Genomic DNA, 20,085 nt, shown 5'->3' on the forward strand with positions numbered 1-20,085 from the left:
CAGAGAAATGGCTCGCCTGCCGGGTCATTAAATCCAAAAATTAACGTAATGGCAACGGCCTACGCGATTTTTCTCGACTTTTTGGCGTGATCGTCGCCACATTATGTGCCATCGCGCTTTCCGGCCCGTGATCCGGTCGCGCCGTTCGCCTGTTCCGGTCAGGGATACTCCTACATCTATACTCTGGCGTGTTTTGACTCAGGTCTCGCTACATTCACATGATTCCATTCTTGAAGCGTTTGCTGCGCTGGCTGCTGATCCTCGGATTTTCCGGAATGCTGCTGGCCGTTGTTGCCGTTGGTGTCGCCTACTGGCTGGTCGCACCTCGCCTGCCCGCGGTGAGTGTGCTGAAGGACTATCACATGCAGGTGCCGCTGCGCGTGCTCAGCGCCGACGGCAAGCTGATCGCCACCTTCGGCGAGACCCGGCGCATCCCGGTCAGCATCGACCAGGTGCCGCCGATGCTGAAGGATGCCGTGCTGTCCGCCGAGGACGCCGACTTCTATCACCACCCCGGCATCGACTGGCGCGGCATCGTACGCGCAGGCTGGCACGTGATCCTGGCCGGCGGCCAGAAGGTGCAGGGCGGCTCGACCATCACCCAGCAGGTCGCGCGCAACTTCTTCCTCAGCCCCGAGAAGCTTTACTCGCGCAAGCTGATCGAGATGTTCACGGCGCTGCGGATGGAGAAGGAGCTGACCAAGGACCAGATCCTGGAGCTCTACCTCAACAAGATGTTCCTCGGCCACCGCGCCTATGGCGTGGCCGCTGCCGCCGAGTATTACTACGGCAAGAAGCTGGATCAGCTGACGATCGCCCAGTGCGCATCGATCGCCTCCACGTTCCAGTTGCCCTCCGCGGTCAACCCGGTGACCAACCCGAAGCGGCTGGTGGCCCGCCGCAACTGGGTGCTCGGCCAGATGCACGAGCACCACTTCATCAACAAGGCCCAGTACGAGCAGGCGATCGCCGCACCGGATGATGCCTCGCCGCACGAACAGCCCATCCAGGTACACGCCCCGTACGTCGCCGAGATGGTGCGGCAGCAGGTGCTCAAGCGCTTCGGCAACGATGCGCTGACCGAAGGCTATGTGGTGAAAACCACCATCGACAGCTCACGCCAGCAGGAGGCTGTAACCGCCCTTCGCAACGGGCTGATCGCCTATGACCGACGCCACGGCTGGCGTGGCCCCGAAGGACACCAGGATCTTCCCGCAAGCCCGTCCGCGGCGAACCTGGAACACGCCCTGGCCGGCTACAGCGCAATCGCCGGCATGGAACCCGGCATCGTCACGGCCGTCTCGTCCACCGCCGCCACGGTACACCTGGACACCGGCGACGACGTCCAGATCGGACTCGACGCCGTAAGCTGGGCACGCAAATACATCAACGACAGTCATGTCGGTCCGAAGCCGAAGGCGGTCAGCGATGTGCTGAAGCGCGGCGACATCGTCCGTCTTTCGCGCGACACCCAGGGTGACTGGCAGCTGGCACAGATTCCCAAGGCACAGTCCGCGCTGGTCTCGGTCAACCCCGAGGATGGCGCGATCCAGGCCATGGTCGGCGGCTTCAGCTTCACGCTGAGCAAGTTCAATCGCGCCACCATGGCGGCGCGCCAGCCCGGTTCGAGCTTCAAGCCCTACTTCTATTCGGCTGCATTCGACCGGGGCTTCACACCCGCCTCGATCGTCAACGACGCCCCGCTGGCCCTGCCCGACCCGTCGCGCCCGGGCGGCCTTTGGACGCCAAGCAACGACGACGACAAATTCGCCGGCCCGATGCGCCTGCGCACGGCGCTGGTCCTTTCCAAGAACCTGGTTTCGGTGCGCCTGCTCGATGCCATCGGCGTGGACTACGCCCGCACCTTCGCCACCCGTTTCGGCTTCTCGCTGGCCGCCCTGCCCGACAACCTGTCGCTGGCGCTCGGCACGGCCTCGGTCTCGCCGATGGACATGGCCCGTGGCTATGCCGTCTTCGCCAACGGCGGTTACCTGGTCACGCCGTACTTCATCAGCGAGATCGACAACCGCGACGGCAAACCGGTCTATATCGCCAACCCGGCACGCGCCTGCCGCAGTTGCGAAGAACGACTGCTGCATCCCACCCCTCCCGCACCACCTCCGACCAACATGCTGTCGACACCGGCCAACGGCGTCGCCACGGGCAGCTCCTCGCCCGCACCTGCTGCCAGTGCAGCGGAGGAAACGGAAGCCCTGCCAGCCGATGCCCATGGCGCCGGCGATCATCCGCCAGTCCTGGCACCCCACGTGCTCGGCATCCGCACCGATTACCTGATCACGTCACTCATGAAGGGAGTGATCCTTCACGGTACCGGTTCGGCCGCGGCGGCCCTGAAGCGCCCCGACCTTGCCGGCAAGACGGGGTCCAGCAGCGATTTCAGGGATGCCTGGTTCGTCGGCTTCAACGGCGACCTGTCCACCGCCGTATGGGTCGGCTTCGACAACTTCAGCTCGCTGGGCCGCTCGTATGGCGTCGGCGAGTTCGGCGCTCAGGCCGCCCTGCCGATCTGGATGAGCTACATGGGCAGCGCACTGAAGGGGCTGCCCGAGAACAGCCTGCCCATGCCGCCCGGCATCAGCACGATACTGATCAACCGCGATACCGGACTGCCGACCACGGCCAGCGACCCCAATTCGATGCCCGAAATCTTCAAGGTCGAGGACGTCGACCGCCTGCGCGCCAAGGCGGCACAGCAGCAGGACAAGGATCAGCAGCACGCATACAACATCTTCTGATGTCCATGGCATCTGTTCACGCGCCAAGCGTGAACGGATGCGTTTTTCCGTGTAGCCTGTCTGGCAAGGCTACGGAGGAACGCGCATGGCACGAGGCGAACACCACCGCATCCACGCGCACGACCGCGTCCAGCGCAACCGCCTGCGGGTTGCCCAGGAGGCGGCCCGCCTGATGAGCGAACACGGCATTCGCGATTTCCATCGGGCCAAGCTCAAGGCGGCGGAACGCTTGGGCATCCTCGATACCCAGGCACTGCCGCGCAACCACGAAATAGAACAGGCACTGCGCGAGCACCAGCGCCTGTTCCACGCCGAAAGCCAACCCCAGCTGCTGCGGCAACGACGCGAAGCAGCGGTAGAGGCCATGCGCTTCCTGCGGGCATTCGAACCCCGCCTGGTCGGCGCCGTGCTGGACGGTACTGCCGACGCCCACTCGGCGGTCTGCCTGCACGTATTCAGTGACGACGCCGAAGCCGTCGCCCTGTTCCTCCGCGAACACGGCGTGCCGTGCGAGACACAGACACGCCGCCTGCGTATTACCCGGGACACCCAGGCCGACTATCCGGTCCTGCTGTTCGCCGCCGAAGCCATCCCGTTCGACCTGACAGTGCTACCCCGCGACGCCATGCGCCAGGCGCCGCTGGACCGGATCGACGAAAAGCCAATGCGACGCGGCCACCTGGCCACAGTCCAGGCATTGCTGGACGCGCACGAGAACGCCGACTTCGAGCGCCAGCTGGCCGCCGCCCTGCGCTGAGTATGACGGCAGGCCCGATCGTGGCGCCAACCCAGACAAACAAAACGCCCCGACATGCGGGGCGTTTTGCTGTTGCGGAATACAACGCGTGGATCAGCGCTTGCCGGCCGCCACGTAGTCACGCACGTCGTGACCGGTGTAGATCTGACGCGGACGGCCAATGCGTGCACCCGGGGTTTCGTGCTGCTCGATCCAGTGTGCGATCCAGCCGGCAGTACGGGCAATGGCAAACATCACGGTGAACATCTCGGTGGGGATGCCCAGCGCCTTGTAGATGATGCCCGAGTAGAAGTCGACGTTCGGGTACAACTTGCGCTCGACGAAGTAGTCGTCCTTCAGCGCCGCTTCTTCCAGCTTCATCGCCACGTCCAGCAGCGGATCGTTGACGCCCAGCTCGGCCAGCACCTTGTGGCACATCTCGCGGATGATCTTGGCGCGCGGGTCGAAGTTCTTGTAGACGCGGTGGCCGAAGCCCATCAGGCGGAAACTGTCGTTCTTGTCCTTGGCGCGCAGCACCGCCGACTCGACGTTGTCCGGCGTACCGATCTCTTCCAGCATCTTCAGCACCGCCTCGTTGGCGCCGCCGTGGGCAGGACCCCAAAGCGCGGTGATGCCGGCGGCGATCGAGGCGTACGGATTGGCACCGGTGGAACCGACCAGACGCACAGTCGAGGTGGACGCATTCTGCTCGTGGTCGGCGTGCAGGATGAACAGCAGGTCCAGCGCCTTGGCGGCGACCGGGCTCATCTGCAGCGGCTCGCTGGGCACTTCAAACATCATGTGCAGGAAGCGATCCACGTACTCGAGGTTGTTGCGTGGGAAGCGGAACGGCCAGCCGATCGAATAGCGGTAGCAAGCGGCGGCGATGGTCGGCATCTTGGCGATCAGGCGGATCGCGGCCAGCTTGCGGTCGGCCGGATTATCCACGTCCAGATCGTCGTGGTAGAACGCCGACAGCGAGGCGACCGCGGCGGCCAGCATCGCCATCGGATGTGCGTCGTGGTGGAAGCCCTTGAAGAAGTCCTTCAACGACTCATGCATCATCGTGTGATGCGTGATCTGGTTCTCGAAGCGCGAGAACTCGTCCTGCTTCGGCAGCTCGCCGTTGAGCAGCAGGTAGGCCACCTCGAGGAAGTTGGAATGCTCGGCCAGCTGTTCGATCGGGTAGCCGCGGTACAGCAGTACGCCCTTGTCGCCATCAATGTAGGTGATCGCGCTCTTGGTGCTGGCCGTACTGCCGAAACCGACATCGTACGTGAAGTGGCCGGTGTCCTTGTACAACGTGGAGATGTCGATGCAGGCGGGGCCGAGCGTGCCGCTCAGCAGGGGCAGTTCGCTACTGCGATTGCTCGACTCGTCCACCAGTTTGACGGTCTTGGTATCGGACACGGAAACCTCCTTACGGCAAATGTCGACGCCGGCTAATGTCGATGGGGGACATCGGCCAGCGATGGGGAATGAAGTGGCGCGGGTGGGGAAACCACGCCATACAACCGACGCATTATCGCACAACAGGCACTGAACATCCGTCAGCGGATGGTCTAGATACAAGCGCAAAAAAACACGGAGCGGGCAGGGCCCGCTCCGTGTCGAATCAGCATCGGCTGGCCGCCTCAACGGCCGAGCAGATTACTTCTGCGCGTAGCGGCGACGGAACTTGTCCACGCGGCCGCCCGCGTCGATGGTCTTCTGCTTACCGGTGTAGAACGGGTGCGAGTGACTGGAGATATCCACCTTGATCAGCGGGTACTCGTTGCCGTCTTCCCACTTGACGGTTTCCTTGGACGCGATCGTCGAGCGCGTCAGGAACGCGAACTCGGACGACAGGTCCTGGAACACCACCGGGCGATAGTTCGGATGGATATCAGGCTTCATGTTCGGCTCTAAAGCGGCGGGTGAAAAGAGCGCAAGTTTACCGACGAACCGACCAGACCGTCAACCCACGCCCGGCTTGTCCGGCGATCAGGCTGCCGGGCCCGCGCCGAGCGCCGTCCGCACCATGGCGGCGAAGCGCGCCTGATCGACTTCGAGCACGATGTTGGCGTTCGCCGGATGCCCCAGACGCCCGGCCCAGTCGACCACCGTGGCACCACGGGTCAGACGGCCATCCAGCTCCACCGCCACATGACGCCGCTCGCTGCGAGTGACCATGTCCGGGTCGATCGCCACCGCCATCGCCAGCGCATCCGCCGCCACGATGCCATGCCGGTCATGCGTGGCATTGTAGGCCCGCGCGGTGCCGAACACCTTGCCGAAGAACGCTGCGCGCTTGTCTCCATCGGCCAGCCACTGATCGAACTCGGCATCCTCGAAGGCATGCCGCAACGTGGCCTCCCAGTCCACCAGATCGAAGTCGGAAAAGCTCTCGAACACCACGTGTGCCGCTTCCGGATCGAACCCGACATTGAACTCGGCCGGCACGTTGCCGGTATTGCCGTGGCCCGTCACGGCCCCACCCATCACTACCAGTCGCTTGACCCGCTGCGGCAAGGAAGGATCGAGCCGCAAGGCCAGGGCCAGATTGGTCAGCGGCGCCAGCGCGACCAGGGTCAGCTCGCCCGGGCGTTCGCGGGTCAAGCGCAACAACGCCAGGGCAGCGGACTCGTCCGATGCCTGCGCGACCGGCTCGGGAAAGCCGACATCGCCAAACCCGTCACCGCCATGCACAAAAGCCGCGTCCTCTTCCGGCTGACGTACCAGCGGGGTCGGGCAACCGCCGAAAACCGGGGTATCGGCACCGAGCAGATCGACCAGGATACGAGCGTTGCGTACGGTATGGTTCAGCCCCACATTGCCAGCGGCAATGCTCAGCCCTGCGACATCGGCATGCGCGTGCGCCATCAGGATGGCCAGCGCGTCATCCACGCCGGGGTCCGTGTCGATCAGGAGTTGCGGTCTGCTCATGGCGGGTCTTCCGTGTCGTCGGGCAGTCCAGTGTAGAGACATCCCGGTAAACCGAAAACCGGCTCAGGCGTGTGCGTAACGTGCGGCTGCACCGATCCAGCGCGTCATCAGCCGCCCGGCCTGCTCCGCGTGCGCAGCCAGCATCTGCTCACCCACCTGCTGCACCACCGGCAGCAGGTGGGCATCGCGGGCCAGATCGGCGATACGGAAAGCCAGCTGGCCTGTCTGACGCGTACCCAGCACTTCGCCCGGGCCGCGCAACTCCAGGTCCTTCTCGGCAATACGAAAACCATCGCCGGTTTCACGCATCACCTGCAAACGCTGCTTGGCCAGGCCGCCCAGCGGCGGCTGGTAGAGCAGCACGCAACTGGACGCAATCGAGCCGCGCCCGACCCGACCCCGCAACTGGTGAAGCTGGGCAAGGCCAAGACGCTCACTGTTCTCGATCACCATCAGACTGGCATTGGGCACATCCACCCCGACCTCGATCACCGTGGTGGCCACCAGCACGGCCAGCTCACCCGCCTTGAACGCATCCATCACGGACTGCTTTTCCTTCGGCTTCATGCGCCCATGGATCAGCCCCACCCTGCAATCGGTCAGCGTCGCCGCCAGCTCGGCATGCGCCGCCTCCGCCGCCTGTGCACGCAACTGCTCGGACTCCTCGATCAAGGTGCATACCCAGTACACCTGCCGCCCCTCGCCACAGGCCGCGTGGATACGCTCGATGACCTCGGCACGGCGCGCATTCGAAACGGCGATGGTCTGCACCGGCGTTCGTCCGGGCGGCAGTTCGTCGACCGACGACACGTCGAGATCGGCATAGGCACTCATCGCCAGCGTACGTGGAATCGGCGTGGCCGTGAGCACCAGTTGATGCGGTACATCCGCGGAATCTGCGCTGGCACCCTTGTCGCGCAGGCTCAATCGCTGCTGCACCCCGAAACGGTGCTGCTCGTCGACGATCACCAGCCCCAGCCGGGCGAAGACCACGCCTTCCTGCATCAAGGCGTGCGTGCCGATGGTGACTGCCGCCCCCCCGGCCACGCGTGCCAATGCACGCTGCCGAGCCTTGCCGGTCACTTTGCCGGCCAGCCAGACCACCTCGACACCGAGCGGCTCCAGCCAGTGGCGGAAATTGCGCAGGTGCTGTTCGGCCAGCAACTCGGTAGGCGCCACCAGCGCCACCTGCCAACCCGCCTCCACCGCCGCCAATGCCGCCAGCGCAGCCACCACCGTCTTGCCCGAACCCACGTCGCCCTGCACCAGCCGCAGCATCGGACGGACCTGGGCCAGGTCGGCCAGCACCTCGGCACTTACCCGCTGCTGTGCCGCAGTTAGGCGAAACGGCAACGCCGCCAGCATCGCTTCGCACAGGTGCCCGTCCCCACCCAGTACCGGCGCATGCCGCCGGCGTACGGCCGCACGCATGCGCTTGAGGCTGAGATGCTGTGCCAGCAGCTCCTCGAACGCCAGGCGCTGTTGCGCCGGATGACGCCCCAGCACCAGTTGGGACAAGGCCGCATCCGGCGGCGGCCGATGCACATACAGCAGTGCATCGCGCAGGGATGTCAGGCCATGTTCCGCACACAGTTGCGCAGGAATCAGTTCCAGCCGGGCATCGTCCGGCAACAGCCCCAGCGCCTTGTCGATCACGCCGGCCAGCCTTTTCTGGCCCAGGCCCTCGGTCGTGGGATAGATGGGACTGAGCCGATCCTCGACCGCCACCGGCTCGTCACCAGACATCCGCTGGTATTGCGGATGCACCATCTCCAGCCCGTGCGCGCCCTGGCGCACTTCGCCAAAGCAGAGCAATCGCGTGCCGGGCTGCAGTTGCTCGACCTGGGCACGCCGGAAATGGAAGAACCGAAGCAGCAATGAATGGCCGGCATCGTCGCCGATCGCCACCTTCAGCTGCGGCCGATAGCGAAAGCCCCGCTCGACCGCCTCCACGACACCGGCCACCTGCACGCGATCACCCACGCGCAAATCGGCCATGGCTGCCACACGGGTCTTGTCCTCATAGCGCAGCGGCAAATGAAACCAGAGATCCTGCACCCGCTCGAGACCCAACCTCCCGAGCGCTGCCGCTAACGCAGGCCCCACCCCCGGCAGACGGGTGACGGGCGCCAGCCCGGGATCACCCGTCTCGTCCGGCACAACTGGGCTGCGTGAAGCCATCGGGCAAGCCTAACCGAGCGACAGGCCATCGCCCAGCGCCACGGACACGGCACACTGCAGGCCCCGGCCACACAAACACGTCGGCCACCGCCGCAGCCGACCACCGGCCACGCGTCTGCCTGCCGACATCACGCCAATGTCATCAACGACAGGCGTCAGGACAGCACCATCACCGCATCGACTTCCACCTGCGCACCTTTCGGAAGCGCAGAAACCTCGATGGTGGAACGTGCCGGATAGGGCTGCGCGAAGTATTCGGCCATCACCGCATTCACCGCGGCGAAATTGGCCAGATCGGTCACATAGATGCCCACACGCACGATCTGGCCCAACGAACCACCTGCCGCCTTCGCCACTGCCGTCAGGTTGTCGAACACTCGTCGCGTCTGAGCATCAATGTCACCTTCGACCAGCTGACCCGTCAGCGGATCGAGCGGAATCTGCCCGGAAAAGTAGACCGTGTCACCCGCACGGACAGCCTGCGAATAAGGGCCGATGGCGGCCGGTGCCTGGTCGGTGGCGATGATCTGGCGGGACATGAAGACACACTCGCTATGACATGGAAGAGCTGGAGTCTAAACGAGACCGGACGATCGCGCAGGGCCCAATGCGCGACTGCGCGCAGACCCCACACCGGGATGACACTCAGCGGCCGGACACTCCGAAACCGGGACACCCCAACGGGTGCCGCGCATACGCGACGACCCGGTTCACCAGTCAGCGTCAAGCAGTCATTGCGGCTGTCGCGGCCAGCCGATGTCAAAGCGGGTAACGATGCACGCCGCTGACTACGCCGGTGCGTCGCACCCGGCGCATCACTTCAGCCAGGTGCTTGCGGTTCCTGACCTCGATGGTGAAGAGCAGAGTGGCGGCAGCCAGGTCGCGCTCCACGTATTCGACGTTCTCGATGTTCGAATCGGCCGCCGCAATCGCTGCCGCAATGGTAGCCAGCACCCCGGGGCGATTGATCACCTCGATACGCAGTTCGGCGCGGTAGTCGCCCTGCACGTCGCGATCCCACTCGATGGCCACGCAACGCTCCGGCGACTTGCGCAGCTCGACCACGTTGGGACATTCGGCCTGGTGCACCACGATGCCCTTGCCCGATGACAGGTAACCGATGATCTCGTCCCCCGGCAACGGGTGACAGCAGTTGGCGAAGCTCAGCACGCCCCGCTCGGCACCAGTGATGCGGATCTTCTCCTGCACATGCGGCGACGGTGCCGCACCACTCGTGCGACGCCCCCTGGCGGCAGCCGCCAATTGTCCGGCCACCTGGTCAGGCATGCGGTTGCCGAGCGCGATGTCGGACAGCAGTTCCTCGAGGCGCCTGAACTTGGAATCCTGCAGGAACCTGTCCAGCACCACCGGCGGAATAAGCTCCAGACTGGTGCCCAGGGTATCCAGCGCGCGATCAAGCATGCGATGACCGAAGTCGACCGCATCCTCGTGCTGCAGGTGCTTGAGGTATTGCCTGATCGCCGTTCGTGCCTTGCCGGTCACGACCACTTCCAGCCAGGCCGGATTCGGCACCGCGGAAGGCGCCGTGATGATTTCCACCAACTGCCCGGACTCCAGTCGCGTGCGCAACGGCAGCAGCTTCTTGTCAACCCGCGCGGCCACCGCGTGGTCGCCCACGTCGGTGTGCACGGCGTAGGCAAAATCCAGCGCAGTGGCATTGCGTGGCAGCGCGAGAATGTCGCCGCGCGGGGTGAACAGATAAACCTCGTCCGGGAACAGGTCGATCTTGACGTTTTCGATAAATTCCGCGGACGACGGCGTATGCACGGAGCTGTCCGCCAGCGAAGACAGCCATTCGCGCGCCCTCGCCTGCGCACTGTTGGCCGGCCCCGAATCGGTCTTGTAGGCCCAGTGCGCAGCTACCCCGCTCTCGGCCACGGAGTCCATTTCGGCCGTGCGTATCTGTACCTCGATCGGCGCCCCGAACGGCCCCAGCAGCACCGTGTGCAGCGACTGGTAGCCGTTCGCCTTGGGAATGGCGATGAAGTCCTTGAAACGGCGATCGACCGGTTTGTACAGCGCATGCACCACGCCCAGTGCCATGTAACAGCTCATCGCGTTTTCCACCACGACGCGGAAACCGTAGACATCCATCAGCTGCGCGAAGCTCTTGTGCTCATTGCGCATCTTCGAATAGATGCTCCACGCCGACTTGATCCGCCCGACCACCCGTCCCGGAAGCTGCTCGACGTCGAGCGCCATCGCCAGCGCCGCCTCGATCTTGCCCATCGCCTCCCGACGATTGCCCAGCGCGGCCCTGATACGATCGCTGATGACGCGATAGCGGTCGGGATAAAGGGCACGGAAACCCAGATCCTGCAGCTCGGCCTTGATCTTGTTCATGCCCAGCCGCTGGGCGATCGGCGCGTAGATTTCCAGCGTTTCGCGGGCGATACGACGGCGCGACGGCGCATCCTTGGCACCCAGCGTGCGCATGTTGTGCAGACGATCGGACAGCTTGATCAGGATCACGCGCAGGTCGCGCGCCATCGCCATCAGCATCTTGCGGAAACTTTCCGCATCAGCTTCCTGGCGGCTGCCGAACTTCATCTTGTCCAGTTTGGTGACACCATCGACCAGTTCGGCCACGGTCTCGCCGAACTCGCTGGCCAGTGCGGAACGGCTCAGCTCGGTGTCTTCAAGGGTGTCGTGCAGGATGGCCGCAATGACGGTTTCAGCATCCATGCCAAGCTCGGCCAGGATGCCTGCCACCGCCACCGGGTGAGTGATATACGGTTCGCCACTTTTACGCGCCTGCCCATCGTGCGCCTGCGCACCCACTTCATAGGCGCGCAGCACTCGGGCCACCTGGGCCTCGGGCAGATATCCAAGGCGCTCTTTCAGCGCCAGCACGTAGGGAGGCAGCACGGACGGGTCCACAGAACCAGGATGCGTGGCCGCCGACATGGTTGCGCGAGGGCCGTTCAGGCGCCCGCCCAGGGAGCGCACTCAGGTGTGCCGGCAATACCGGCCCGGCGACTGCACTGTCGACAGCCGCCGCCGTCCATCAGTCGTCGCCGCCCTTGGAGAGGTCGTCGTCCACTTCCGCCGCCGCCCACTCGAGCGCCTCACGCTCGGCCCGCTCGCGCTCGGCCTGCTCGATCTCGTCGATGGTGGCCTGGTCGATGCGGCGATCAGCAATCTCGCGCAAGGCAAGCACGGTCGGCTTGTCATTGTCCGGGCGGATGACCGGATCGGCTCCCTTCGCGAGCTGACGGGCGCGCTTGGTCGCCATCAACACCAGCTCAAATCGGTTGTCGACTACCTCAAGGCAGTCTTCGACGGTAATGCGTGCCATGTGAAATCCTGCGGGGCAAACAGCTTAAATTGGGATGATAGTTTAGCCAGCGCAGGCTTGGCTGGCAATGTAAGGGCTCGTATCATAAGCGGTCGCCTTCCCGCCAAAGCCAACGCGAAGGCAGACCGTGTAAAATAACAATACCAAGCGGTACAATTATGAACCCCTTGCAGCGGACTCCCCTGCCGATGCCTTACCTGCCCCGTATTCGTGTGCTCAAACCGGTCATCGCGGCCGCCATCCTGCTGCTTGCAGGTTGCGCCATCGCACCGCCCCGGACTGACGACCCGCTGCAGCACTTCAACCGCAAGGTCTACGCTTTCAACAGCGCGATCGACAAGGCCGCCATCCGGCCCGTGGCGGTTGGCTACCGCAAGGTGACCAACCCGCCGGTACGCCGTTCGGTCAGCAATTTCTTCTCGAACCTGCGCATGCCGATCACCGTGGCCAACGACCTGCTGCAGGCACGCCCGAAGCAGGCGCTGGTCGGCACCGGCCGATTCCTGGTGAACCTCACCCTTGGCATCGGCGGCATCTTCGACCCAGCCACGGCAATGGGCATTCCGGACAACCAGACCGACTTCGGCATCACGCTGGCGCGCTGGGGCGTTCCCGAAGGCGACTTCCTGATGCTGCCGCTGATCGGTCCGACCACGGTCCGCGACGTCTGGCGCCTGCCGGTCGATAGCTACTTCTTCGATCCACTCAGCTACGTCACGCGCAATCACAAGTTCCATCACGGCCTGTATTACACCCCCACCGTGCTCTACCTGATCTCGCTGCGTGCGCAGGCTATCGACGCGGAGAGCTTCCTGGACAGCGCCTACGATCCCTACGCGTTCCTGCGTGACGCCTATCGCCAGCAGCGCATCAACATGCTTTATGACGGCAATCCTCCGGCGTCGGTCATCGACCGCATGCAGGGTCTGGATCAGAAGGGCTTCGACCCCGACCTGTTGCTGGAGCAGCAGCGTCAATGGGAAAAGCAGCAGAAGAGCAAGCCCGCCGGTCAGCCCAAGCCGTCCGGCGCCCAGAACGGTACGCCGACACAACAGTAGGATTGCCTTACACCAGACATGAAAACGGGGCCTGTTGGCCCCGTTTTCATGTCTGGAAGAAGCAGGATTCAGACGGCAATCAACGACGCAACCCCGCTTACCTGTGCCAGGTCATGCATGCCGGCCGGCACATTGAGCACCCGCACGGGCCGGCTCGCAGCCGATGCTTCGGCAAGCACCGCCAGCACACAGGCAAGCCCGGCACTGTCGCAACTCTCGACCGCAGCCAGATCAAGCTGGGTGGCCCGGCCACGCGCAAATGCACCACCGAGAGCCTCCAGCACTGCTGCCGCGGTAGCAAAGCTCAGCCTGCCGGACACCTTCACGGTATCCGGCAGGCTGCAATCCAGCTGAAAGCCTTTCGCATCCACGTTAGTGGCCCTGATCCTTTTCCATCGACTTCAGCGCCTGCGCGCCCTGGTTCTGCAGATTCTTGATCAGCTGGTCAAGACCGATCTTGCGGATCTCGGCATCGACCTGGTTGCGATAGTTGGTGATGTAGGAAATGCCTTCGATGATCACGTCGTAGGCCTTCCACTCGCCGCTCTGGGTTTTGCGGAAGGCATAGTCCACCGAAACCGACTTGCCGCTCTCCAGCATCACCCGGGTACGCACGACCGTACGCCGATCGTTGAGCGCACCATTGAACGGCAGCACCTTCACCGCACCCTGCGTGTAATTGAGCAGGCCCTCGGCATAACGGTGGGTGATCGACTCGTAGAACGCCTTGGCAAAGCGCGAACGCTGTTCCGGCGTGGCTTCCCGCGCGTGCTGGCCAAGTACCAGGATCGCGGCATAGTCCACGTCGAAGTGCGGGCGGAAAATCTTGTTGATGACCGAAATCAGCTTCTCCCTGTTCCTGGAGAGCTCGGCCTTGTGACCGGCCACGGCGACATCCAGCTCGTGAGCGATATCCTGAACGACCTGTTCGGGCGTCGCATCGACGGCAGGGGCCTGGCTGGCGGTGTTCTGGGCCAACACGGGAGCGGCAAGCGTGCCGCCCAGGGCGAGGGCCGTGGCAAGTACCAGACTGCGCAACATGGAATCTCCTTCAAATATCGGGGGAAGGGCCGGTCAGTGTTTGCCAGCCGGGGAATTCGACGAACCACCGCCCGACTTGTCGCTGCCGGACCCGTTGACCAGGAACTTGCCGATCAGATCCTCCAGCTGCATCGCGGACTGGGTCAGGATCATCTCGTCGCCATTCCTCAGCATGTCCGGCGAACCGCCCGGCTGGATCGCAACGTACTGGCTGCCGATCAAACCGCTGGTGAACACGGCGGCCGAAGAATCGTCCGGAATCTGGTTGTAGCGGTTATCGATCGCCAGGGTCACTTTGGCGTCCAGCTTGGTCGGATCGGCCTGGATCGAGGCCACGTGACCGATCGCCACGCCGGCCATCTTCACCGGCGCCCCCACCGAGAGCGTGCCGACATTGCCGAAGCTGGCCGTCACCATGTAGGTGCCGCCAATGTCGTCCGCGGCACCGCCGGCGCCGAAGAACTTGCTGATCATCGCTTCCAGCGGCTCGCTGGAACGCGTCAGCGCCAGCTTGCTGCCGTCGGCCAGGTCCTTCTTGGCATGGCCGTATTCGATACCCACGTACTGGTCGCCCAGCAGGCCACTGGTGTAGATGGTGGCCACCGAGTCGACCGGAATGGTGTCGTAGCGCTTGGCGATCGACAGCTTCACATCCGCCACGGACTTGCCGGGCTCAAGCTCGATCGACTGCACCTGGCCGACCCGTACCCCGGCCACCTTCACCGGCGCACGCTCTTTCAGCTGGCCGATGTTGGTGAACTGGGCGTCCACGGTGTAGCTGTCGCCCTGATGCCGGTTGGCCACCGAACTGGTCTGGGTTGCCAGGTAGGCCAGCGACGCAAAACCGAGCACGATGAACAGGCCGGTGCCGACGGCATAGGATTTTCTCTGGCTCACGGCACGATCCTCGAAACGGTGGAAGTCATGGAATGGGTCATGGCGACAGTCACATCAGGAAGGCAGTCAAGACGAAGTCCAGCGCCAGGATGGCAATGGACGAGGCCACCACGGTGCGCGTCGTGGCATAGGCCACGCCCTCGCTGGTCGGTGGCGTGGTGTAGCCCTGGAACACCGCGATCAGCGAGACCACGGCGCCGAACACCAGGCTCTTCCAAATCACGCCGTTGATAATGTCCTTCCAGACATCGACGGTGGCAGTCATGTTCGACCAGAACGTACCGTTGTCGATGCCCAGCCAGGTCACCCCGACCAGATGCCCGCCGAAAATGCCCAGCGAGCAGAACACGCAGCACAGCAAGGGCATGGCGATCAGCCCCGCCAGGAAACGGGGGGCCGCGACATAGGACAGCGGATCAACCGCCATCAGCTCCATCGCGGCAATCTGGTCGGTGGCACGCATCAGGCCGATTTCGGCGGTGATCGCGGTACCGGCCCGGCCGGCGAACAGCAGCGCAGTGACCACCGGGCCAAGCTCGCGGTAGATCGCGATCGCCACCACCGTGCCGGTCGCCGCGGTGCCGCCGAAGATCGACAACACGTGATACAGCTGCAGCGCCAGCACCATGCCCACGAACAGACCGCAGACCATGATGATGGTCAGGCTCATCGCGCCAACGAACCACAACTGGCGTATGGTTTCGCGCAGGTAGCGCATGCTGCGCGGAACGGCGGCCAGCACACGCAACAGGAACAGGCCGCACTCGCCGATCTGCTCCAGCGAGCGCATCACGATGTTCTCATTGCCGACACGAGCGTTCATGCCCCACCCCGCTTGAAACCCAGCGCTTCCGCATAATCGCCGGCCGGATACTGGAACGGCACCGGGCCGTCGGCCTCACCACCGAAGAACTGGCGGGTCCACGGCGACCCATCGTCGGCGATCGTCTTCGGGTCACCCTGAGCCACCACCTTGCCATTGGCGATGAGGTAAATGTGGTCGGCCACCTGCTTGATCGCTTCCAGCTCGTGCGCCACCAGCACGCTGGTGATGCCCAGCGTCTCGTTGAGCGTGCGGATCAGCTTGAGAACCTGGTTCAGCGCGATCGGATCCAGGCCGACAAAAGGTTCGTCGTACAGAATCAGCATCGGATCGAACACAATGGCGCGCGCCAGCGCCACGCGCCGCGCCATGCCGCCGGACAATTCGCTGGGCATCAGCGCCGCGGCGCCGCGCAGCCCTACCGCCTGCAGCTTGGTCAGCACGATGTTGCGGATCAGCACCTCCGGCAGCCGGGTATGCTGGCGCAGCGGAAAGGCCACATTTTCGAACACGTCGAAATCGGTCAACAGCGCCGAGTTCTGGAACAGGTAACCGATGCGCTCGCGCAGCGTGTACAGCGCTTCGCGGTCCAGCGTAGGCACATTCTGCCCATCCACCCGGATCTCGCCGGCATCGCCGCGCATCTGGCCGGTGATGTGTTTCAGCAAGGTGGTCTTGCCCGTGCCGCTGGGGCCCATGATGGCGGTGACCTTGCCGCGCGGGATATCCAGATCCAGCCCGTCGAACACTTTTTTGCCGCTGAGCACCGTGGTCAGGCCACGGATGCGGACCAGAACACGATCGTCGGGCATGCTGCGGACAGGCTCGGTCATAAACTGACGGGTACAGTAAAAGGGTGAACGTTAGCGGAAGACGCTCCCGAAGGCCAACGAGGATAGGGGCGATTCATTCAGCCTCCAGCAACTCGTCGATCAATGCCTGATAACGCTGGCATTGCATGGGGGTACGCAACCGCACCGCATGGACGATCGCCTGCAGGTCGCGCAACGCGTCCTCGAAACGGTCGTTGACAATGATGTAGTCGAACTCGTGCGCATGAGCAATTTCGCCGCGCGAGTTGCGCAGGCGACGCTCGATCACATCGGGGGCGTCCGAGCCCCGGCCACGCAGACGGCGTTCCAGTTCCGCCCGCGACGGCGGCAGGATGAAGACACTGACGCAATCGGGCTTGCTGAGCCGGATCTGCTGCGCACCCTGCCAGTCGATTTCCAGCAGGACATCGCGTCCCTGTGCCAGCAAGCCCGACACCGTGGTGCGCGAGGTGCCATAGAGATTGCCATGCACCTCGGCATGCTCCAGGAAGATGCCATCGGCAACCTCCCGCTCGAACTCGGCCCGCTCCACGAAGTAGTAATGCCGTCCGTACTGCTCGCCCGGCCGCGGTGGGCGCGTGGTGTGCGAGATCGACAACGAAATGGCCGGCTCGCGCTCCAGCAATGCATTGACCAGGGTGGATTTGCCGGCACCCGAAGGCGCAGCCACCACGAAGAGGGTGCCTTCCGGCAGTTCCTTCGACACCTAGACCCCCATCTTTCGTTGCGATGAATCGCAGCCGGTAAACGCCCAGAAGCATGGCTTCTGCTTCTGGCGGCGTGCCTGGATACGGGCCGGGGAGATCACATGCATTGCTGGGTCGATCTGGTTGGCAAGGTGAAAGTATAGCCCGTGCGCCATCGCACACGGGCGAGTTGCCTGGTGTTCGGCCTTAGCATCGCTCCCTTTGGCTTGCCACCGTGTTAGGACAAATCCTACACACTGCAACCGTATGCACTGACAGGCGACAAACACTGGCTTGCGCCAAGCTGACGCCGCCCCGCGAGTCTGGCGATGCGAACAGTCCGCTGCGCATGACAGCCGATGACCGGGGCCACCCCACCCAAGATGGAATCCCTGCCTCCCCCGCCCCCATCGGCCCAGTCAAGGCTATCGGGTGACCGCCCGTGGGTATGCCGGGCAAAGGGTTGCAGGCGGCCAAGGCCGGATCACGCAAGGCTGGCTGACACCAGGGCAGCAGCACATCACTCGATGTTCTGGACCTGCTCGCGCATCTGCTCGATCAGCACTTTCAATTCCACGGCGGCATTGGTCGTACGTGCATCGACCGACTTGGAACCCAGTGTGTTGGCTTCGCGGTTGAACTCCTGCATCAGGAAGTCGAGGCGTCGCCCGACCGGCTCCTTCAGCCCGAGCACACGACGAGCCTCGGCGACATGGGTCGCCAGGCGGTCGAGCTCCTCGTCGACGTCGCAGCGGGTGATCTGCAGCACCAGTTCCTGCTCGAGGCGCCCCGGGTCCGCAGGCTGCTTGAGATCGGCCAACCGCGACTCCAGCCGCGCGCGCAGCGCCGTGCGGATCTCGGGCATCCAGCCGCGCACATCGGCGACGATCCGCTCGATCGCATCCAGCCGGTCGTGCAGCAGCGCCGCCAGCTTGGTGCCCTCTCGCTCGCGGGTGGCTGTCAGCGCATCCAGCGCACGATCGAGCACATCGAACAGAGCTGCCTGCTGCGCTTCGGGATCGACCGCTTCCTGCTGCAGTACGCCAGGGAACCGCAGCAGTTCGGTGAACTCCACTTGCAGTCGAGGAAAGCCCGCTTCCAGTTCCTGCGCCAGCCCGGACAGACGCGACAACAGAGCCTGATCGACCTGCAGCGACGAACCACGCGTATCGCCAGTCCGACGCACGGTAAGGTCGAGCTTGCCGCGCGAAAGACGGGCAGCCACCCGCTCGCGCAGCTGCGATTCCATGCTGCGCAGATCGTCGGGCAGACGTGGACTCAGCTCGAGATAACGATGGTTGACCGTGCGCAGCTCGCAACAGAGCGCCCCGGCGGGGCCGGTGGCTTCGGCGCTGGCGTAGGCCGTCATGCTGCGAATCATCGGGACCGTCCGGAGTACTGGAAAGGGCGCAATGGTAAACTCTTGCGTCACGCCTTGCCCAATCCGGCCAGCGAAGCCAGGAATGCCCATGACCGTCACCCGCCCCAGCGGCCGCGCCAGCGACCAGCTGCGCCCCGTCACCATCGAACGCCACTACACCAGCCATGCCGAAGGTTCGGTGCTGGTGAGCTTCGGCGAAACCCGCGTGCTGTGCACCGCCAGCATCGAGGACCGCGTGCCGCAGTGGTTGCGCGGCAAGGGCGAGGGCTGGATCACGGCCGAATACGGCATGCTGCCGCGTGCCACCCACACCCGCATGCAGCGCGAAGCCGCCCGCGGCGGTCAGGGCGGCCGCACCATGGAGATCCAGCGCCTGATCGGCCGCAGCCTGCGCGCCTGCATCAACCGCCAGGCACTGGGCGAGCGCGTTATCACCCTGGATTGCGACGTGATCCAGGCCGACGGCGGCACCCGCACCGCCGCGATCACCGGCGCCTACGTCGCGCTGGTCGATGCGGTGAACTACCTGATGGCCCGCGAAAACCTCAAGCGCAACCCCGTCGTCGGCGCCATCGCCGCGGTGTCGGTGGGCATCTACAAGGGTATGCCGGTGCTCGACCTCGACTATGCCGAGGACTCCGATTGCGATACCGACATGAACGTGGTGATGAATGACGGCGGCGGCTTCATCGAGATGCAGGGTACGGCCGAAGGGCACGCCTTCCGTCGCGACGAGATGGACGCGATGCTCGCGCTGGCCGAAAAGGGCATTGCCGAGCTGGTCGCCGCGCAACGTGCCGCTCTGGCACAGTAACGGGGCCAGGATATGCAGCGCATCGTGCTGGCCAGCGGCAATGCCGGCAAGCTGAAGGAGTTCGGCAGCCTGCTCGCCGACAGCGGCTTTGAGGTCGTGCCGCAGGGCACCCTCGGCGTCAGCGACATCGAGGAGACCGGCCTCAGCTTCGTCGAGAACGCGCTGTTGAAAGCGCGTCATGCGGCACGCACCACTGGCCTGCCCGCGCTGGCCGACGACTCCGGCCTGTGCGTGACGCACCTCGGTGGCGCTCCCGGCCTGTACTCGGCCCGCTATGCCGGCCATCACGGCGACAATGCCGCCAACAACGCCAAGCTGTTGCAGGCACTCGACGGCGTGCCGGGCGACGGCCGCCGCGCTTTTTTCATCTGCGTCCTGGCACTGCTGCGGCATGCCGACGACCCGGCCCCGCTGATTGCCGAAGGGCGCTGGCACGGACGCATACTGGATGCGCCGCGTGGTGTGCAGGGTTTCGGCTACGACCCGCTGTTCCTGCCGGACGGCCAGAGCAGCTCAGCCGCCGAGCTCGACGCCGCCGTCAAGAACCGGCTGAGCCACCGGGGGCAGGCCCTGGCCAGGCTGAAACAGGCCCTGGCAGACAACTGAGTTCCGCCTGCTCCCCATCTCCGCGTCAC

General features: G+C 64.5%; 19 protein-coding genes. 5 read left to right on the forward strand and 14 right to left on the reverse strand.

The features are described 5' to 3' along the window. Positions 1–221: 221 nt before the first annotated feature. Both RA164_RS12805 and RA164_RS12810 read left to right on the forward strand, forming a co-directional pair. The gene (locus RA164_RS12805) at positions 222–2,756 is read left to right on the forward strand and encodes a penicillin-binding protein 1A (protein ID WP_329743546.1); all 2,535 of its coding nucleotides are present in this window, start codon (positions 222–224) and stop codon (positions 2,754–2,756) included. Between the two features lie 85 nt (positions 2,757–2,841). After that, positions 2,842–3,513, forward strand: coding sequence for a hypothetical protein (locus tag RA164_RS12810; protein WP_329741236.1), 672 nt, complete (start codon positions 2,842–2,844; stop codon positions 3,511–3,513). Between the two features lie 93 nt (positions 3,514–3,606). Here the strand turns inward: RA164_RS12810 and RA164_RS12815 are convergent, their stop codons facing one another. The 7 genes from RA164_RS12815 to rpoZ all read right to left on the reverse strand — a co-directional run bounded on the left by RA164_RS12815 (position 3,607) and on the right by rpoZ (position 11,917). Beyond that, the gene (locus RA164_RS12815; RefSeq protein WP_329741237.1) at positions 3,607–4,902 is read right to left on the reverse strand and encodes a citrate synthase; all 1,296 of its coding nucleotides are present in this window, start codon (positions 4,900–4,902) and stop codon (positions 3,607–3,609) included. A 240-nt stretch (positions 4,903–5,142) separates the two neighbouring features. Continuing rightward, positions 5,143–5,388 (reverse strand): type B 50S ribosomal protein L31, encoded by a 246-nt coding sequence (locus RA164_RS12820; protein ID WP_329741238.1) that lies wholly within the window; start codon positions 5,386–5,388, stop codon positions 5,143–5,145. 87 nt (positions 5,389–5,475) lie between these two features. Then, positions 5,476–6,417 (reverse strand): nucleoside hydrolase, encoded by a 942-nt coding sequence (locus RA164_RS12825; RefSeq protein ID WP_329741239.1) that lies wholly within the window; start codon positions 6,415–6,417, stop codon positions 5,476–5,478. 63 nt (positions 6,418–6,480) lie between these two features. Next, a complete protein-coding gene (gene recG, locus RA164_RS12830; protein WP_329741240.1) occupies positions 6,481–8,598 on the reverse strand; it encodes an ATP-dependent DNA helicase RecG in 2,118 nt (705 codons plus the stop codon). Positions 8,599–8,753: 155 nt separating this feature from the next. After that, positions 8,754–9,137 (reverse strand): RidA family protein, encoded by a 384-nt coding sequence (locus tag RA164_RS12835; RefSeq protein WP_329741241.1) that lies wholly within the window; start codon positions 9,135–9,137, stop codon positions 8,754–8,756. 220 nt (positions 9,138–9,357) lie between these two features. After that, positions 9,358–11,526, reverse strand: coding sequence for a RelA/SpoT family protein (locus RA164_RS12840; RefSeq protein ID WP_412731030.1), 2,169 nt, complete (start codon positions 11,524–11,526; stop codon positions 9,358–9,360). A gap of 100 nt (positions 11,527–11,626) precedes the next feature. Continuing rightward, positions 11,627–11,917, reverse strand: a complete 291-nt coding sequence (rpoZ, locus tag RA164_RS12845) for a DNA-directed RNA polymerase subunit omega (protein ID WP_329741242.1) — start codon at positions 11,915–11,917, stop codon at positions 11,627–11,629. Positions 11,918–12,105: 188 nt separating this feature from the next. Here rpoZ and RA164_RS12850 point away from each other — a divergent pair, with 188 nt between their 5' ends. After that, positions 12,106–12,975, forward strand: coding sequence for an MlaA family lipoprotein (locus tag RA164_RS12850; RefSeq protein WP_329741243.1), 870 nt, complete (start codon positions 12,106–12,108; stop codon positions 12,973–12,975). A gap of 68 nt (positions 12,976–13,043) precedes the next feature. On the opposite strand, the gene RA164_RS12855 is transcribed toward RA164_RS12850, so the two are convergent. From RA164_RS12855 to RA164_RS12885, 7 genes are all read right to left on the reverse strand, one after another. Next, entirely contained in the window at positions 13,044–13,346 is a 303-nt protein-coding gene (locus RA164_RS12855) for an STAS domain-containing protein (RefSeq protein WP_329741244.1), read from the reverse strand. A 1-nt stretch (position 13,347) separates the two neighbouring features. Continuing rightward, complete coding sequence (locus tag RA164_RS12860) at positions 13,348–14,016, reverse strand: MlaC/ttg2D family ABC transporter substrate-binding protein (protein ID WP_329741245.1); 669 nt, start codon at positions 14,014–14,016, stop codon at positions 13,348–13,350. Between the two features lie 33 nt (positions 14,017–14,049). After that, positions 14,050–14,913 carry an outer membrane lipid asymmetry maintenance protein MlaD gene (gene mlaD / locus RA164_RS12865; RefSeq protein ID WP_329741246.1) on the reverse strand — a complete coding sequence of 288 codons (864 nt, stop codon included), beginning with the start codon at positions 14,911–14,913 and terminating at the stop codon, positions 14,050–14,052. Between the two features lie 49 nt (positions 14,914–14,962). Continuing rightward, a complete protein-coding gene (gene mlaE / locus RA164_RS12870; RefSeq protein WP_329741247.1) occupies positions 14,963–15,736 on the reverse strand; it encodes a lipid asymmetry maintenance ABC transporter permease subunit MlaE in 774 nt (257 codons plus the stop codon). Further along, a complete protein-coding gene (locus RA164_RS12875) occupies positions 15,733–16,569 on the reverse strand; it encodes an ABC transporter ATP-binding protein (RefSeq protein ID WP_329741248.1) in 837 nt (278 codons plus the stop codon). The genes mlaE and RA164_RS12875 overlap by 4 nt, the downstream gene beginning before the upstream one ends. Before the next feature lie 73 nt (positions 16,570–16,642). After that, a complete protein-coding gene (gene gmk, locus RA164_RS12880; RefSeq protein WP_329741249.1) occupies positions 16,643–17,275 on the reverse strand; it encodes a guanylate kinase in 633 nt (210 codons plus the stop codon). A 500-nt stretch (positions 17,276–17,775) separates the two neighbouring features. Then, a complete protein-coding gene (locus RA164_RS12885) occupies positions 17,776–18,636 on the reverse strand; it encodes a YicC/YloC family endoribonuclease (RefSeq protein WP_329741250.1) in 861 nt (286 codons plus the stop codon). A gap of 88 nt (positions 18,637–18,724) precedes the next feature. Between RA164_RS12885 and rph the strand changes: the two genes are divergently transcribed. Together rph and rdgB are read left to right on the forward strand one after the other, a co-directional pair. Then, positions 18,725–19,450, forward strand: a complete 726-nt coding sequence (gene rph / locus RA164_RS12890) for a ribonuclease PH (protein WP_329741251.1) — start codon at positions 18,725–18,727, stop codon at positions 19,448–19,450. 12 nt (positions 19,451–19,462) lie between these two features. Continuing rightward, entirely contained in the window at positions 19,463–20,056 is a 594-nt protein-coding gene (gene rdgB, locus RA164_RS12895) for an RdgB/HAM1 family non-canonical purine NTP pyrophosphatase (RefSeq protein WP_329741252.1), read from the forward strand. Positions 20,057–20,085 lie beyond the last annotated feature (29 nt).

This window comes from Dyella sp. A6, from assembly GCF_036320485.1.
In the GTDB taxonomy this organism is placed as follows: Bacteria; Pseudomonadota; Gammaproteobacteria; order Xanthomonadales; family Rhodanobacteraceae; genus Rhodanobacter_A; species Rhodanobacter_A aluminiiresistens.